Raw genomic sequence first — 16,726 nt, forward strand, 5'->3', positions numbered from 1 at the left:
GGCGTCGAGATGGTCATGCCGGGCGACAACATCAAGATGGTCGTCTCGCTGATCAACCCGGTCGCGATGGACGAAGGCCTGCGCTTCGCAATCCGCGAAGGCGGCCGTACCGTCGGCGCCGGCGTGGTGGCGAAGATCATCAAGTGACGAATTGACCCGGGCGCGCGCAAGCGCGCCCGGCTTTGTCAATCCGTCATCCCCGCGAAGGCGGGGATCCAGGGACGTCAGTTTTGCCGTAGATGTTGTTGGACTTCCCGGCGAGTCGGCAACGGCTCGCCGTCGCCGTCTAAGGGGTCTGAACTTCGGGCCTGAATCCGGGTCCAACCCGCTTACGGTAAAAACGTTAAGCTTCATCGATGTACGCCAGTAGCTCAATTGGCAGAGCAGCGGTCTCCAAAACCGCAGGTTGGGGGTTCGAGTCCCTCCTGGCGTGCCACTACATGCGGGCGCTTCCGCACAGCCCCGGTCATCCGTGGTCGGGTCGTACCACCTACAGACGTGGCCTCACCGCCGCGCGATGGATCGGATGAACAGCAAGGTCGAACAACACGGATCCTCCTCCGCCGGCGATATCGTCAAGTACGCACTTGCCGTGCTGCTGGTCGCCGCGGGCGTGGCCGCCTACATCTACTTCGACCAGTGGGCCGGCGCGCTGCGCGCCCTGGCCGTCGCTGGCGGCCTGGTCCTGGGTGCCGGTGTGTTCCTGACCAGCTCCAAGGGCCTGCAAACCCGCGAATTCCTGTCTGAATCGCGCTTCGAGCTGCGCAAGGTTGTCTGGCCGACCCGCCAGGAAGCCATGCGCACCACCTGGGTGGTCATGATTGCCGTCGCCGTGCTGAGCCTGATCCTGGCCGGTTTCGACGTGGTGATCCAGGCCGCAGTCAAGTTCCTGCTGGGGCGCTGAAGAAATGAGCGAAGTGCATAAGCGTTGGTACGTGGTACATGCCTACTCGGGCTTCGAGAAGTCCGTGGCACAGGCGCTGCGTGACCGTATCGTGCGCGACGGCATGCAGGAGCGTTTCGGCGAAGTGCTGGTCCCGACCGAAGAAGTCGTGGAAATGCGCTCCGGCCAGAAGCGCCGTTCCGAGCGCAAGTTCTTCCCGGGCTATGTCCTGGTCCAGATCGCGACCCATGACGAAGCGGGCATCCCGCGCATGGACAACGAGAGCTGGCACCTGGTCAAGGAAACCCCGAAGGTGATGGGCTTCATCGGCGGTACCGCCGACCGCCCGCTGCCGATCGCCGACCACGAGGCCGACATGATCCTGCAGCGCGTGCAGGAAGGCGTCGAGAAGCCCAAGCCCAAGGTGCTGTTCGAGCCGGGCGAGATGGTCCGGGTCATCGATGGCCCGTTCAACGACTTCAACGGTGTGGTCGAAGAGATCAACTACGAGAAGAGCCGCCTGCGCGTGGCCGTGCTCATCTTCGGCCGCTCGACCCCGGTCGAGCTGGAATTCGGGCAGGTCGAGAAGGCCTGACCCGGCTCGGCGCCGGAGCCTGGCTTCCGGCGCTAAATTGCTGATATACTTGCTGGCTCGCCGCTTTCAGCGCGATCCAGAAGCCCCGGCCGCCGCATGGCGGCCGTTGGCGTGCTGAAGAATCCACTTACAACGTGATGTCGGGACACGTGATTTTCCCGGCGCGATGGGGAGCCTGAAGTCCAGGCGTTTGCACCCGGAGAGAGAGAAATGGCTAAGAAAGTAGTCGGTTACATCAAGTTGCAGGTCAAGGCCGGCCAGGCCAACCCGTCGCCGCCCGTCGGCCCGGCCCTGGGCCAGCGCGGCCTGAACATCATGGAGTTCTGCAAGGCCTTCAACGCCGCGACCTCCAAGCTCGAGCCGGGTCTGCCGACCCCGGTCATCATCACCGCGTACTCGGACCGTACCTTCACCTTCATCACCAAGTCGACCCCGGCTTCGGTGCTGCTGAAGAAGGCCGCCGGCGTCGCCTCGGGCTCCAAGCGCCCGAACACCGAGAAGGTGGGCAAGGTCACCCGCGCCCAGCTCGAAGCGATTGCCAAGCAGAAGGAAGCTGACCTCACGGCAGCCGACCTGGATGCAGCGGTGAAGACGATTGCGGGTTCGGCCCGCAGCATGGGTCTGGTGGTGGAGGGTTAAGACATGGCAATGACCAAGCGCGAAAAGGCCATCCAGGCCGCAGTTGTCCCGGGCAAGACCTACGCCATCGACGACGCACTCAAGATCGTGAAGACCGCCACCAAGGCCAAGTTCGTCGAGTCCGTCGACGTCGCTGTGCGCCTGGGCGTGGACGCGAAGAAGTCCGACCAGCAGGTTCGCGGTTCGACCGTGCTGCCGGCAGGTACCGGCAAGTCGGTGCGCGTGGCGGTGTTCGCCCCCGCCGGTGCGAAGGCTGACGAAGCCATCGCCGCTGGCGCCGAAGCCGTGGGCATGGACGACCTGGCCGAGAAGATGATGGCCGGCGACCTGAACTACGACGTCGTGATCGCCACCCCGGACGCCATGCGCGTCGTCGGCAAGCTGGGCCAGGTGCTCGGCCCGCGTGGCCTGATGCCGAACCCGAAGGTCGGCACCGTTTCGCCGAACCCGGCCGAAGCTGTGAAGAACGCCAAGGGCGGCCAGGTGCGTTACCGCACCGACAAGGCCGGCATCATCCACTGCACCATCGGCAAGGCTTCGTTCGAAGACGCCTCGCTGAAGGAAAACCTGACCGCGCTGCTGCTTGACCTGATCAAGGCCAAGCCGTCGTCCGCGAAGGGCCAGTACCTGCAGAAGATCTCGATCAGCACCACCATGGGCCCCGGCGTCGCCGTGGACCAGGGCACGCTGACCCTTAAGTAATGTCATCCCGGCGAAAGCCGGGATCCAGGGACGTGAGGCTTCGGCCTCACTCCTCGGAAGCAAGAACAAAGTCCTTGGATTCCCGCCTGCGCGGGAATGACGAGGCGAAATTTTGAGGGCATCGCCAAGACCTCCGGGTTCGAAGCGATAGCCGTCAAAGACCGCAGGTGCGGTCAGCGCCTACCGGCGACGGGCATGGATGCTCGACATGGCAAGGAATCGCCGTCGGTGGAAGCGGGGCTGCTTAATCCGGACTCGTTCGGGTCAGCCTGCGTAGATGGTGCCTTCTGGAAATCTTTCTGGAGTGGCCACCACCGGGATGTTCGCGCATCCCCGATGCCAGGGACGGTATCGCCCAGGACCGCAAGCGGCAGGAGCCGTAAGCGGAGTTCATTTGGAGGAGTGCAATGGCTCTCAATCTGTCCCAGAAGCAAGAAGTAGTAGCCGAGCTGGCAGAAGTCGCCGCCAAGGCCCACTCCTTGATTGCTGTCGAGTACGCGGGCACCACGGTCAGTCAGATGACCGCGATGCGCAAGAAGGCTCGTGAAACCGGCGTTTTCTTGAAGGTTGTCAAGAACACCCTGGCTTCGCGCGCCGTCGTCGGTACCGAATACGAGTGCGCTAAAGACGTGCTCGTCGGTCCGCTGCTGTACGCGTTCTCGATGGAAGAACCCGGCGCTGCCGGTCGTCTGATCAAGGAATTCGCCAAGGGTAACGACAAGCTGCAGGCCAAGGTCGTCGCGATGGGTGGCCAGGTTTATCCGGCCAGCCACGTCGAAGTCCTCGCTTCGCTGCCGACCCTCGAACAGGCTCTGGCCATGCTGGCCCGCGTCCTCAACGAGCCGGCAACGATGTTCGCCCGCGCCGTCAAGGCAGTGGCCGACAAGCAGGGCGGTGGCGATGTTGCCGACGCCGAAGCCGAAGCAGTGGCGGAACCGGCGTAACACGCCGAGACCTGTCGAAGCTCGCTTTACCAATCGATTCGTAAGATCAATTTCCAGAGGTTAATAACATGTCCCTGTCCAACGAACAGATCGTCGACGCCATTGCCGAGAAGACCCTTCTCGAGGTGATGGAGCTGGTCAAGGCGATCGAAGAGAAGTTCGGCGTCTCCGCCGCCGCTCCGGTCGTCGCTGCCGGCCCGGCCGTTGCCGCCGCCGTCGTCGAAGAGCAGACCGAGTTCAACGTCATCCTGAAGGCTGCCGGCGAGAAGAAGGTCGAAGTCATCAAGGCCGTCCGCGCCATCACCGGCCTGGGCCTGAAGGAAGCGAAGGACCTCGTCGAGGGTGCTCCGCAGACCGTGAAGGAAGCCGTCTCGAAGGACGACGCCGAGAAGTTCAAGAAGGACCTCGAGGCTGCCGGCGCATCGGTCGAGCTGAAGTAATTCAGTACTTGTGTCGCCGGCTCTTGGTTAAGAGCGAAGTATTGGCGACCACCTGAGGCTGGGGACGAAAGTCCCCGGCCTTTGGCCGTTCCTGAGGGGGCGGCAGAAAACAGGCGTTACCCAACGAGTTGACAGTCGGAAGTAGCGGGAGAAGGCGTGCTGGTGCCGGCAATACCAGCGACTTCCCACTGGCAATTTTGATCCCCCGGTTTGCCGCGCAGGCAAGCCACCGAAAATCTCCGAGGCGGTAGCTCACCATGACCACAGCTTCCATGACGACGGCCTCCAAGGCCATTTACTCGTTCACCGAAAAGAAGCGAATTCGCAAGGATTTCGGCAAGCGCAAATCCATCCTCGAAATTCCCTTCCTGCTGGCCATCCAGGTCGACTCGTACCGCGAGTTCCTGCAGGAAAACATCGACCCGGCCAAGCGCGCCGACCGCGGCCTGCACGCCGCGCTGAAGTCGGTGTTCCCGATCGTCAGCTACAGCGGCAACGCTGCGCTGGAATACGTCGGCTACAAGCTGGGCGAACCGCCGTTCGATGAGCGCGAGTGCCGTAACCGCGGCCTCTCCTACGGCGCCCCGCTGCGCGTGACCGTGCGCCTGGTGATCTACGACCGTGAGTCGTCGACCAAGGCCATCAAGTACGTGAAGGAGCAGGAGGTCTACATGGGCGAGATTCCGCTCATGACCGACAACGGCACCTTCATCGTCAACGGCACCGAGCGCGTCATCGTCTCGCAGCTGCACCGCAGCCCGGGCGTGTTCTTCGATCACGACCGCGGCAAGACCCACAGCTCGGGCAAGCTGCTGTACAGCGCCCGCATCATTCCTTACCGCGGTTCCTGGCTCGACTTCGAGTTCGACCCGAAGGATGCGCTGTTCACCCGTATCGACCGTCGCCGCAAGCTGCCGGTGACCGTGCTGCTGCGCGCACTGGGCTACAACAACGAAGAAATGCTGCGCGAGTTCTTCGAGATCAACACCTTCCACATCATGCCCGAGGGCGTGCAGTGGGAGCTGGTCTCCGAGCGCCTGCGTGGTGAAACGCTCGACTTCGACCTGGCCGACGGCGACAAGATCATCGTCGAGGCCGGCAAGCGCATCACCGCGCGCCACGTCAAGCAGTTGGAGGCTTCGGGTATTGCCGCCCTGGCCGTGCCGGACAGCTACCTGGTCGGCCGCATCCTCTCGCACGACGTCGTTGACTCCAAGACCGGCGAACTGCTGGCCACGGCCAACGACGAGATCAACGAAGACCAGCTGGCCTCGTTCCGCAAGGCCGGTATCGACGCGGTCGGCACCCTGTGGGTGAACGACCTCGATCGTGGCGCGTACCTGTCCAACACCCTGCGCATCGATCCGTCGAAGACTCAGCTGGAAGCGCTGGTCGAGATCTACCGCATGATGCGTCCGGGCGAGCCGCCGACCAAGGACGCCGCGCAGAACCTGTTCCACAACCTGTTCTTCACCTTCGAGCGCTACGACCTGTCGGCCGTGGGCCGGATGAAGTTCAACCGTCGCCTGGGCCGCAAGGAAACCGAGGGCGCTTCGGTGCTCTATGACGCCAAGTACTTTGCCGAGCGCAAGGACGAGGAGTCGGTGCGCCTGCGCAACGCCAACGGCGCCACGTCCGACATCCTCGACGTGATCCGCGTGCTGACCGAGATCCGCAACGGTCGCGGCACGGTCGACGACATCGACCACCTGGGCAACCGTCGCGTGCGTTCGGTCGGCGAAATGGCCGAGAACGTGTTCCGCGTCGGCCTGGTCCGCGTCGAGCGCGCGGTCAAGGAGCGCCTGTCGATGGCCGAGTCCGAAGGCCTGACCCCGCAGGAGCTGATCAACGCCAAGCCGGTGGCCGCCGCGATCAAGGAGTTCTTCGGCTCCTCGCAGCTGTCGCAGTTCATGGATCAGAACAACCCGCTGTCGGAAGTCACCCACAAGCGTCGCGTCTCGGCCCTCGGCCCGGGCGGCCTGACCCGTGAGCGCGCCGGCTTCGAAGTGCGCGACGTGCACCCGACCCACTACGGGCGCGTGTGCACCATCGAGACGCCGGAAGGCCCGAACATCGGCCTGATCAACTCGCTCGCCGTGTTCGCCCGCACCAACCGCTACGGCTTCCTCGAGACGCCGTACCGCAAGGTCATCGACGGCCGCGTCACCGACGCCGTCGAGTACCTGTCGGCGATCGAAGAGAACGAGTACGTCATCGCCCAGGCCAATGCACCGACCGACGACGACAACAACATCACCGCCCAGTTCGTCGCCTGCCGTTACCAGGGTGAGTCGATGCTGCGTCCGCCGAGCGAGATCCACTTCATGGACGTCTCGCCGATGCAGACCGTGTCGGTCGCTGCGGCGCTGGTGCCGTTCCTCGAGCACGACGACGCCAACCGCGCACTGATGGGCGCCAACATGCAGCGCCAGGCCGTGCCGACGCTGCGTGCGCAGAAGCCGCTGGTCGGTACCGGCATCGAGCGCGCCGTGGCGCGTGACTCGGGCGTGACCGTCAATGCCCGTCGTGGTGGCGTGATCGAGCAGATCGACGCAGGCCGCATCGTGGTCAAGGTCAACGAGAAGGAAATCGTTGGCGAGACCGATGCCGGCGTCGACATCTACACCCTGATCAAGTACACCCGCTCCAACCAGAACACCTGCATCAACCAGCGTCCGCTGGTGAACGTCGGTGACGTGGTTGCGCGCGGCGACGTGCTGGCGGATGGTCCGTCGACCGACATCGGCGAGCTCGCGCTCGGCCAGAACATGCTGGTCGCGTTCATGCCGTGGAACGGCTACAACTTCGAGGACTCGATCCTGCTCTCCGAGCGCGTGGTCGAGCAGGATCGTTACACCACGATCCACATCGAAGAGCTGACCTGCGTCGCCCGCGACACCAAGCTGGGGCCGGAGGAAATCTCCGCCGACATCCCGAACGTCTCCGAGCAGGCCCTCAACCGCCTCGACGAGTCGGGCGTGGTCTACATCGGCGCCGAAGTGCGTGCCGGCGACATCCTGGTCGGCAAGGTCACGCCGAAGGGCGAGTCGCAGCTGACCCCGGAAGAGAAGCTGCTTCGCGCGATCTTCGGCGAGAAGGCCTCCGACGTTAAGGACAGCTCGCTTCGCGTTCCGCCGGGCATGGACGGCACCGTCATCGACGTGCAGGTCTTCACCCGCGACGGCATCGAGAAGGACAAGCGCGCGCGCCAGATCGAGGAATACGAGATCCGTCGCGTCAAGAAGGACTTCGACGACCAGTACCGCATCCTCGAAGCGGCGATCTACGATCGTCTGCGCACCCAGCTGATCGGTCGCGTCGCCAACGGCGGCGGTGGCCTGAAGAAGGGCGACACCGTCACCTCGCTGGTGCTGGAAGGCCTGTCCCGCAAGGACTGGTTCACCCTGCGCATGAAGGACGAGGAAGCGGTCGAGGCCATCGAGCGCGCGCAGAAGCAGATCGAGGTCCACAAGGCCGAGTTCGAGAAGCGCTTCGCCGACAAGCGCGGCAAGATCACCCAGGGCGATGACCTCGCACCGGGCGTGCTGAAGATGGTGAAGGTGTTCCTCGCGGTGAAGCGCCGCATCCAGCCGGGCGACAAGATGGCCGGCCGCCACGGCAACAAGGGTGTCGTGTCGACCATCGTGCCGGTGCAGGACATGCCGTACGCAGCCGACGGCCAGACCGTCGACATCGTGCTCAATCCGCTGGGCGTGCCGTCGCGTATGAACATCGGCCAGATCCTCGAAGTGCATCTGGGCTGGGCCGCAAAGGGCCTGGGCCAGAAGATCCAGCGCATGCTGGAAGCACAGCAGAAGGTCTCCGAGCTGCGTCAGTTCCTCGACGACATCTACAACCACGACACCAAGATCGCCGGTGACCGCGTCGACCTGACCCAGTTCAGCGACGAGGAGCTGCTGACGCTCGCCAAGAACCTGTGTGATGGCGTGCCGATGGCAACCCCGGTGTTCGACGGTGCCGCCGAGTCGGAGATCAAGCGCATGCTCGAGCTCGCCGACCTGCCCACCAGCGGCCAGACCATGCTGTTCGACGGTCGCACCGGTGAGTCGTTCGAGCGTCCGGTCACGGTCGGCTACATGCACATGCTGAAGCTGAACCACCTGGTCGACGACAAGATGCACGCCCGTTCCACTGGTCCGTACTCGCTCGTCACCCAGCAGCCGCTGGGCGGCAAGGCGCAGTTCGGTGGCCAGCGCTTCGGTGAGATGGAAGTCTGGGCGCTGGAAGCCTACGGCGCGGCCTACACCCTGCAGGAAATGCTGACGGTGAAGTCCGACGACGTGCAGGGCCGCAACCAGATGTACAAGAACATCGTCGACGGCGAGTACGAAATGGTCGCCGGCATGCCGGAGTCCTTCAACGTGCTTGTGAAGGAAATCCGCAGCTTGGCCATCAACATGGAGCTGGAAGAGAACTGACTTCGGGAATAGGGAAGAGGGAATAGGGAACGAGGCGCGGCGCGCCACCTGTCGTTCCCCATTCCCCGATCCCGCTTCTTACTCCCGCTTTGCTTCCAATCCACGATTTCCTCCTCTCGGAGAACCCAAATGAAAGACCTTCTGAATCTGTTCAACCAGCAGCGACAGACCATCGACTTCGATGCGATCAAGATCGCGCTGGCTTCGCCCGACCTGATCCGTTCGTGGTCGTTCGGCGAAGTGAAGAAGCCGGAAACGATCAACTACCGCACGTTCAAGCCCGAGCGTGACGGCCTGTTCTGCGCCGCCATCTTCGGTCCGATCAAGGACTACGAGTGCCTGTGCGGCAAGTACAAGCGCATGAAGCACCGCGGCGTGGTGTGCGAGAAGTGCGGCACCGAGGTCACCCTGGCCAAGGTCCGTCGCGAGCGCATGGGCCACATCGACCTGGCTTCGCCGGTCGCGCACATCTGGTTCCTCAAGTCGCTGCCCTCGCGCATCGGCCTGATGCTGGACATGACCCTGCGTGACATTGAGCGCATCCTGTACTTCGAAGCGTATGTCGTCACCGAGCCGGGCCTGACCGCGCTCGAGCGCGGCAACCTGCTGACCGAAGAGCAGTTCCTGCAGGCACGCCAGGAGCACGGCGACGACTTCGAAGCCGCCATGGGCGCCGAGGCCGTCTACGAGCTGCTGCGCACCATCGACCTGCAGTCGGAGATGGTCCAGCTGAAGGAAGAGATCTCCTCGACCAACAGCGAAACCAAGCTCAAGCGCCTCACCAAGCGCATCAAGCTGGTCGAAGCCTTCCTCGAGTCGGGCAACCGCCCGGAGTGGATGGTCATGACCGTGCTGCCGGTGCTGCCGCCGGACCTGCGTCCGCTGGTTCCGCTGGACGGCGGTCGCTTCGCGACCTCCGACCTCAACGACCTGTACCGCCGCGTCATCAACCGCAACAACCGCCTGCGTCGCCTGCTCGAACTCAATGCGCCCGACATCATCGTGCGCAACGAGAAGCGCATGCTGCAGGAGTCGGTTGACGCGCTGATGGACAACGGCCGTCGTGGCCGTGCCATCACCGGCACCAACAAGCGCCCGCTCAAGTCGCTCGCCGACATGATCAAGGGCAAGCAGGGTCGCTTCCGCCAGAACCTGCTGGGCAAGCGCGTCGACTACTCGGGCCGTTCGGTCATCGTGGTCGGCCCGACGCTGCGCCTGCACGAGTGCGGCCTGCCGAAGAAGATGGCGCTCGAGCTGTTCAAGCCCTTCATCTTCGCCAAGCTGCAGCGCCGTGGCCTGGCCACCACCATCAAGGCCGCCAAGAAGCTCGTCGAGCGCGAAGAGGCCGAGGTGTGGGACATCCTCGAAGAGGTGATCCGCGAGCATCCGGTCCTGCTCAACCGCGCACCGACGCTGCACCGCCTGGGCATCCAGGCGTTCGAGCCGGTGCTGATCGAAGGCAAGGCGATCCAGCTGCACCCGCTGGTCTGCACCGCGTTCAACGCCGACTTCGACGGTGACCAGATGGCCGTCCACGTGCCGCTCTCGCTGGAAGCCCAGCTGGAAGCGCGTGCGCTGATGATGGCGTCCAACAACATCCTGTCGCCGGCCAACGGCGAGCCGATCATCGTGCCGTCGCAGGACGTCGTGCTGGGCCTGTACTACATGACCCGCGGCCTTGAGAACAAGGCAGGCGAGGGCATGGCGTTCGCCAACGTCGCCGAAGTCAAGCGCGCCTACGACAACCGCGTCGTGCAGCTGCACGCCAAGTGCAAGGTCCGCATCACCGAGACGGTGAACAACGACGACGGCACCAGCGAGCAGAAGACCTCGATCGTCGACACGACCGTGGGTCGCGCCCTGCTGCGCGAGATCCTGCCGGAGGGCCTGCCGTTCGCGCTGGCCAACGTCGAGCTGACCAAGAAGAACATCAGCCGACTGATCAACTCCTGCTACCGCATGCTCGGCCTGAAGGACACGGTCGTGTTCGCCGACAAGCTGATGTACACCGGCTTCGCCTACGCGACCCGCGCCGGCGTCTCCATCGGCATCGACGACATGCTGATCCCGGTCGAGAAGAAGGGCATCCTGGCCGAGGCCGAAGCCGAGGTCCTGGAAATCCAGGAGCAGTACCAGTCGGGCCTGGTCACCGCCGGCGAGCGCTACAACAAGGTCGTCGACATCTGGTCGCGCACGAACGAGCGCGTGGCCAAGGCGATGATGGACGCGATCGGCACCGAGAAGGTGCTCAACGCCAAGGGCGAGACCATCGACCAGAAGTCGATGAACTCGATCTACATCATGGCCGACTCCGGCGCCCGTGGTTCGCAGGCCCAGATCCGTCAGCTCGCCGGTATGCGCGGCCTGATGGCCAAGCCGGACGGCTCGATCATCGAGACGCCCATCACCGCGAACTTCCGCGAAGGCCTGAACGTTCTCCAGTACTTCATCTCGACCCACGGTGCCCGTAAGGGCCTGGCCGATACCGCGCTGAAGACGGCGAACTCCGGTTACCTGACCCGTCGCCTCGTCGACGTGGCGCAGGACGTGGTGATCACCGAGGACGATTGCGGCACGCTGGAAGGCCTGACCATGACTCCGATCGTGGAAGGCGGCGACGTGGTCGAACCGCTGCGCGACCGCGTGCTGGGTCGCGTCGTGGCCGAGGACGTGTTCCTGCCGGGCAACGACGAAGAGCCGATCGTCACCCGCAATACCCTGCTCGACGAGGGTTGGGTGCAGAAGCTCGACGACGCCAGCGTGCAGTCGATCAAGGTCCGTTCGACGATCACCTGCCGCAGCTCGTTCGGTGTCTGCGCCCACTGCTACGGTCGCGACCTCGGTCGCGGTCACCTGGTCAACCACGGCGAAGCGGTCGGCGTTGTCGCCGCGCAGTCGATCGGTGAGCCGGGTACGCAGCTGACCATGCGTACGTTCCACATCGGTGGTGCCGCATCGCGTGCCGCCGCCATCGACAACGTCACGGTCAAGACCACCGGTAGCATCAAGTTCAACAACCTCAAGCACGTCGATCACGCCGGTGGCCACCTGGTCGCGGTGTCGCGTTCGGGCGAGTTGTCGGTGCTCGACGGCCACGGCCGTGAGCGCGAGCGTTACAAGCTGCCGTACGGCGCCACCGTCAACGTCAAGGACGGCGCTGCGATCAAGGCCGGCCAGACCGTGGCCAGCTGGGATCCGCATAACCACCCGATCGTGTCGGAAGTCGCCGGTTTCGTTCGCTTCATCGACTTCGTCGATGGCGTGACCGTGATCGAGAAGACCGACGAACTGACCGGCCTGGCCTCGCGCGAGATCACCGATCCGAAGCGTCGCGGCTCGCAGGGCAAGGACCTGCGTCCGATCGTCCGCATCGTCGACAAGAACGGCAAGGACCTGTCGATCCCGGGTACCGACCTGCCGGCGCAGTACCTGCTGCCGCCGCGCTCGATCGTCAACCTGCAGGACGGCGCGCCGGTCGGCGTGGGCGACGTGGTCGCCAAGATCCCGCAGGAAGCGTCCAAGACCCGCGACATCACCGGTGGTCTGCCGCGCGTTGCCGACCTGTTCGAAGCGCGCAAGCCCAAGGACCCGGCGGTCCTGGCCGAGCGTTCGGGCATCGTCTCCTTCGGTAAGGACACCAAGGGCAAGCAGCGCCTGATCATCAAGGACACCGACGGCAACGAGCACGAAGAGCTGATCCCCAAGTACCGCCAGATCATCGTGTTCGAAGGCGAGCACGTGGAGAAGGGCGAGACCGTGGTGGACGGCGAGCCGAGCCCGCAGGACATCCTGCGCCTGCTCGGTGTCGAGCCGCTGGCCGTGTACCTGACCAAGGAAATCCAGGACGTCTACCGCCTGCAGGGCGTGAAGATCAACGACAAGCACATCGAGGTGATCGTTCGCCAGATGCTGCGCAAGATCGAGATCACCGACCAGGGCGACAGCAAGTTCCTCAACGGCGAGCAGGTCGAGCGTCAGCGTCTCATCGAAGAGAACGCCCGCCTGGCCGGCCGCAACGAGATCCTTGCCGGCTACGAGCCGGTCCTGCTGGGCATCACCAAGGCCTCGCTGGCGACCGAGTCGTTCATCTCGGCGGCCTCCTTCCAGGAGACCACCCGCGTCCTGACCGAGGCGGCCGTTCGCGGCACCCGTGACGGCCTGCGCGGCCTGAAGGAGAACGTGATCGTCGGCCGCCTGATCCCGGCCGGTACCGGTCTGGCGTACCACACGCTGCGCCGCAAGAACGCCTCGGGCCTGACCGACTCGGAAATGGAAGCGCTGTCGGCACCGGTCGCTTCGGCGATCGAGCCGGTCGCCGCGGAAGTGGCCGAGGTCGAAGGCGACTCGAGCGCCTCGTAATGGGACGGGGTCCCGCTTTGGTGCTTTTTGGCTGAAGCGGGATCAGGGAACAGGGAATGGGGAACGAGGCGTTCCCTCTTCCCCATTCCCCATTCCCGCTTTGGCATTCGCCAAGAATCGCGTTACAATTACGGAAATATCGACAGCCCCCTCGTGGGGTCGTCCAGATCACGAAATGAGGATGCAGGATGCGCCTCGTGTTCGGCCCAGGATGGGCGGGATCGCAGTGAAGTTCCGACCTCGCAGGCTGCCTACGGCGGCCCGGGCGGAACACACGGTTTAGCTCGCGTTGACGGTGACGTCCGACGCGGGCTATACTTTTTCGTCTCGGTATGCCGGGTTGCCCCGGCGTGCCGTTCGTTTTTCCACGAAAGGCCAATCCAGGCCTTCTTCAAAGAGTTCCAGATGGCGACGATCAATCAGCTGGTCCGCAAGCCGCGGCAGGCGACCACCTACAAGAGTGCCTCGCCGGCGCTCGCGAACTGCCCGCAGCGTCGTGGCGTTTGCACCCGCGTGTACACCACGACCCCGAAGAAGCCGAACTCGGCTCTGCGTAAGGTCGCCAAGGTGCGCCTGACCAACGGTTACGAGGTCATCTCGTACATCGGCGGCGAAGGCCACAACCTCCAGGAGCACTCGGTCGTGCTGATCCGCGGCGGTCGCGTCAAGGACCTGCCGGGCGTGCGCTACCACACCGTGCGTGGCTCGCTCGATGCCGCCGGTGTCGCCAAGCGTCGCCAGAGCCGCTCCAAGTACGGCGCCAAGCGTCCGAAGTCCTAAGCCGGACGACCGTTTCGGTCTCCGTACAAGAATCACGAGAATAGGTACGCACCATGTCGCGTAAAGGTTCCACCCCTCAGCGTTCGGTCCTGCCGGACCCCAAGCACGGCAGCGAGACGATCGCCCGTTTCATCAACATGGTCATGCAGAGCGGCAAGAAGTCGGTCGCCGAGAAGATCGTCTACGGCGCGATGGATGTCATCAGCGAGAAGAACCCCAATGCCCTCGAGCTCGTCGAGAAGGCACTGGGCAACGTTTCGCCTGCGGTCGAAGTGAAGTCGCGTCGCGTCGGCGGTGCCACCTACCAGGTGCCGGTCGAAGTCCGCGCCTCGCGCCGTATGGCGCTGGCCATGCGCTGGCTGATCGAGTCGGCGCGCAAGCGCGGCGAGAACACCATGCCGCGCAAGCTGGCTGCCGAACTGATCGACGCCTCGGAAAGCCGCGGCGGCGCCATCAAGAAGCGCGAAGAAACCCACCGCATGGCGGAAGCGAACAAGGCGTTCGCCCACTACCGCTGGTGATCTGAGCCGGGCGCCCCCATATAGGGGGTCGTCCCACTCAGCAGCACGACATGTGCTGCCGCGGCGGCGAGAAAGCCGCCATGCGAACCGGAGGCCGCCTTTGAGGCGGCGTCCGGCCATCTGGAATTTAAAAAATTACGAGAGGGTCCCGTGGCTCGCACCACTCCCATCGAGCGTTACCGCAACTTCGGCATCATGGCCCACATCGATGCCGGCAAGACCACCACGTCCGAACGCATCCTGTTCTACACCGGTGTCAGCCACAAGATCGGCGAAGTGCACGAAGGTGCCGCGACGATGGACTGGATGGAACAGGAGCAGGAGCGCGGCATCACCATTACGTCGGCCGCTACGACCGCGTTCTGGAAGGGCATGGACAAGTCCTTGCCTGAGCACCGCTTCAACATCATCGACACCCCTGGCCACGTCGACTTCACCATCGAAGTCGAGCGTTCGCTGCGCGTGCTCGACGGTGCGGTGTTCGTGCTGTGCGCCGTCGGTGGCGTGCAGCCGCAGTCCGAGACCGTGTGGCGCCAGGCCAACAAGTACTCCGTGCCGCGCATGGCCTTCGTCAACAAGATGGACCGTACCGGTGCCAACTTCGACAAGGTCGTCGAGCAGCTGCGTTCGCGCCTGGGCGCCTACGCCGTGCCGATGCAGGTGCCGATCGGCGCCGAAGACGGCTTCGAGGGCGTGGTCGACCTGCTCAAGATGAAGGCCATCCACTGGGATGTCGCCTCGCAGGGCACCGTGTTCGAGTACCGCGAGATCCCGGCAGACCTGCAGGCCAAGGCCGAGGCCGCGCGCAGCTTCATGATCGAAGCCGCCGCCGAAGCGTCCGAAGAGCTGATGGACAAGTACCTCAACGAAGGCGAGCTGAGCGAAGTGGAGATCGTTGCCGGTCTGCGCGAGCGCACGCTGCGCGTCGAGATCGTGCCTGTCTTCTGCGGCTCGGCCTTCAAGAACAAGGGCGTGCAGGCCATGCTCGACGGCGTGATCAACCTGCTGCCGTCGCCGGCCGACCGTCCGCCGGTCCAAGGCATCGACGAAGACGAGAAGGAAGACACCCGCAAGGCGCTCGACACCGAGCCGTTCTCCGCGCTTGCCTTCAAGATCATGACCGACCCGTTCGTCGGTTCGCTGACCTTCTTCCGCGTCTACTCGGGCGTGCTCAACTCCGGCGACCAGGTGTACAACCCGGTCAAGTCGAAGAAGGAGCGCGTGGGCCGCATCCTGCAGATGCACGCCAACCAGCGTGACGAGATCAAGGAAGTCCGCGCCGGCGACATCGCCGCGGCCGTGGGCCTGAAGGACGTGACCACCGGCGACACGCTGTGCGCGCAGGACCACGTCATCACCCTCGAGCGCATGATCTTCCCGGAGCCCGTCATCTCGATGGCGGTGGAACCGAAGACCAAGTCCGACCAGGAAAAGATGGGCATGGCCCTGGGCCGTCTGGCGCAGGAAGATCCCTCGTTCCGCGTTCGCACGGACGAAGAGTCGGGCCAGACCATCATCGCCGGCATGGGCGAGTTGCACCTGGACATCATCGTCGACCGCATGCGTCGCGAGTTCAATGTCGAGGCCAACGTCGGCAAGCCGCAGGTGGCGTACCGCGAGACCATCCGCAAGTCGGACGTCAAGTCGGACTACAAGCACGCCAAGCAGTCGGGCGGTAAGGGCCAGTACGGCCACGTCGTCATCGAGCTGTCGCCGATGAACGAAGCCGATCGTGCCAACGAGGATGTCGAGAACGATTTCCTGTTCGTCAACGACATCACCGGCGGCGTGATTCCGAAGGAGTTCATCCCGGCGGTCGAGAAGGGCCTGCGCGAGACGATCACCAGCGGTCCGCTGGCCGGCTTCCCGGTCGTGGGCGTGAAGGTCAAGCTCGTGTTCGGTTCCTACCACGACGTCGACTCGTCGGAAATGGCGTTCAAGCTCGCCTCGTCGATGGCGTTCAAGGAAGGCTTCCGCAAGGCCGATCCGGTCCTGCTCGAGCCGATGATGAAGGTCGAAGTCGTGACGCCGGAAGAGTACGTCGGCGACGTGATGGGCGACCTGAGCCGTCGTCGCGGCCTGCTCCAGGGCCAGGACGACACGCCGTCGGGCAAGACCATCAACGCGATGGTGCCGCTGGGTGAGATGTTCGGTTACGCCACCACGATCCGTTCGCTGACCCAGGGTCGCGCGACGTTCACGATGGAATTCGACCATTACGCCGAAGCCCCGAACAACATCGCCGATGCGGTGATGAAGAAGGGCGGTTAATTGAAGTCCCCGTGGCGCCGGCCCTCGCCGGCGCCTCGTTACCACAGAACAAGCAATAAACTTTAAAGAGAGACAATCATGGCCAAGGGTAAGTTTGAGCGCACCAAGCCGCACGTGAACGTGGGCACGATCGGTCACGTCGACCACGGCAAG

At 64.1% G+C, this 16,726-nt stretch carries 12 protein-coding genes and 1 tRNA gene; all 13 read left to right on the forward strand.

The genetic code is table 11. The annotated features are described in order from the left end of the window. Nucleotides 1-147 (forward strand): EF-Tu C-terminal domain-related protein (locus tag AC3A3Q_RS18550; RefSeq protein ID WP_487587629.1); only part of this gene is annotated, 147 nt, incomplete at its 5' end. A 213-nt stretch (nt 148-360) separates the two neighbouring features. Further along, nucleotides 361-436 (forward strand) — tRNA-Trp (locus tag AC3A3Q_RS18555). A gap of 90 nt (nt 437-526) precedes the next feature. Continuing rightward, nucleotides 527-904, forward strand: coding sequence for a preprotein translocase subunit SecE (gene secE / locus AC3A3Q_RS18560; protein WP_158733605.1), 378 nt, complete (start codon nt 527-529; stop codon nt 902-904). 4 nt (nt 905-908) lie between these two features. After that, nucleotides 909-1,478, forward strand: a complete 570-nt coding sequence (nusG, locus tag AC3A3Q_RS18565; protein WP_200606520.1) for a transcription termination/antitermination protein NusG — start codon at nt 909-911, stop codon at nt 1,476-1,478. A gap of 210 nt (nt 1,479-1,688) precedes the next feature. Next, nucleotides 1,689-2,117 carry a 50S ribosomal protein L11 gene (rplK, locus tag AC3A3Q_RS18570; RefSeq protein WP_158733603.1) on the forward strand — a complete coding sequence of 143 codons (429 nt, stop codon included), beginning with the start codon at nt 1,689-1,691 and terminating at the stop codon, nt 2,115-2,117. Between the two features lie 3 nt (nt 2,118-2,120). Further along, complete coding sequence (rplA, locus tag AC3A3Q_RS18575) at nt 2,121-2,819, forward strand: 50S ribosomal protein L1 (protein ID WP_158733602.1); 699 nt, start codon at nt 2,121-2,123, stop codon at nt 2,817-2,819. Nucleotides 2,820-3,226: 407 nt separating this feature from the next. Continuing rightward, nucleotides 3,227-3,763, forward strand: coding sequence for a 50S ribosomal protein L10 (rplJ, locus tag AC3A3Q_RS18580; RefSeq protein WP_487584258.1), 537 nt, complete (start codon nt 3,227-3,229; stop codon nt 3,761-3,763). A gap of 68 nt (nt 3,764-3,831) precedes the next feature. Continuing rightward, nucleotides 3,832-4,203, forward strand: coding sequence for a 50S ribosomal protein L7/L12 (gene rplL, locus AC3A3Q_RS18585; RefSeq protein ID WP_200606516.1), 372 nt, complete (start codon nt 3,832-3,834; stop codon nt 4,201-4,203). Nucleotides 4,204-4,475: 272 nt separating this feature from the next. Continuing rightward, on the forward strand, nt 4,476-8,642 hold the full coding sequence (gene rpoB, locus AC3A3Q_RS18590; RefSeq protein ID WP_487587630.1) for a DNA-directed RNA polymerase subunit beta: 4,167 nt from the start codon (nt 4,476-4,478) through the stop codon (nt 8,640-8,642). A 129-nt stretch (nt 8,643-8,771) separates the two neighbouring features. Further along, nucleotides 8,772-13,001, forward strand: a complete 4,230-nt coding sequence (rpoC, locus tag AC3A3Q_RS18595; RefSeq protein ID WP_487587628.1) for a DNA-directed RNA polymerase subunit beta' — start codon at nt 8,772-8,774, stop codon at nt 12,999-13,001. A gap of 405 nt (nt 13,002-13,406) precedes the next feature. Next, a complete protein-coding gene (gene rpsL / locus AC3A3Q_RS18600) occupies nt 13,407-13,781 on the forward strand; it encodes a 30S ribosomal protein S12 (protein WP_036115437.1) in 375 nt (124 codons plus the stop codon). 53 nt (nt 13,782-13,834) lie between these two features. After that, the gene (rpsG, locus tag AC3A3Q_RS18605; RefSeq protein ID WP_200606512.1) at nt 13,835-14,302 is read left to right on the forward strand and encodes a 30S ribosomal protein S7; all 468 of its coding nucleotides are present in this window, start codon (nt 13,835-13,837) and stop codon (nt 14,300-14,302) included. A 150-nt stretch (nt 14,303-14,452) separates the two neighbouring features. Beyond that, the gene (gene fusA, locus AC3A3Q_RS18610; protein WP_200606510.1) at nt 14,453-16,573 is read left to right on the forward strand and encodes an elongation factor G; all 2,121 of its coding nucleotides are present in this window, start codon (nt 14,453-14,455) and stop codon (nt 16,571-16,573) included. Nucleotides 16,574-16,726: the final 153 nt, after the last annotated feature.

It is taken from the genome of Lysobacter sp. Soil_C_59, assembly GCF_057656415.1.

Coding starts and splice junctions, on each gene's coding strand:
- secE (WP_158733605.1), top strand. CDS start 527: ATGAACAGCAAGGTCGAACAACACGGATCCTCCTCCGCCGGCGATATC.
- rplJ (WP_487584258.1), top strand. CDS start 3,227: ATGGCTCTCAATCTGTCCCAGAAGCAAGAAGTAGTAGCCGAGCTGGCA.
- rpoC (WP_487587628.1), top strand. CDS start 8,772: ATGAAAGACCTTCTGAATCTGTTCAACCAGCAGCGACAGACCATCGAC.
- rplK (WP_158733603.1), top strand. CDS start 1,689: ATGGCTAAGAAAGTAGTCGGTTACATCAAGTTGCAGGTCAAGGCCGGC.
- rpsG (WP_200606512.1), top strand. CDS start 13,835: ATGTCGCGTAAAGGTTCCACCCCTCAGCGTTCGGTCCTGCCGGACCCC.
- rplL (WP_200606516.1), top strand. CDS start 3,832: ATGTCCCTGTCCAACGAACAGATCGTCGACGCCATTGCCGAGAAGACC.
- rpoB (WP_487587630.1), top strand. CDS start 4,476: ATGACGACGGCCTCCAAGGCCATTTACTCGTTCACCGAAAAGAAGCGA.
- rplA (WP_158733602.1), top strand. CDS start 2,121: ATGGCAATGACCAAGCGCGAAAAGGCCATCCAGGCCGCAGTTGTCCCG.
- nusG (WP_200606520.1), top strand. CDS start 909: ATGAGCGAAGTGCATAAGCGTTGGTACGTGGTACATGCCTACTCGGGC.
- rpsL (WP_036115437.1), top strand. CDS start 13,407: ATGGCGACGATCAATCAGCTGGTCCGCAAGCCGCGGCAGGCGACCACC.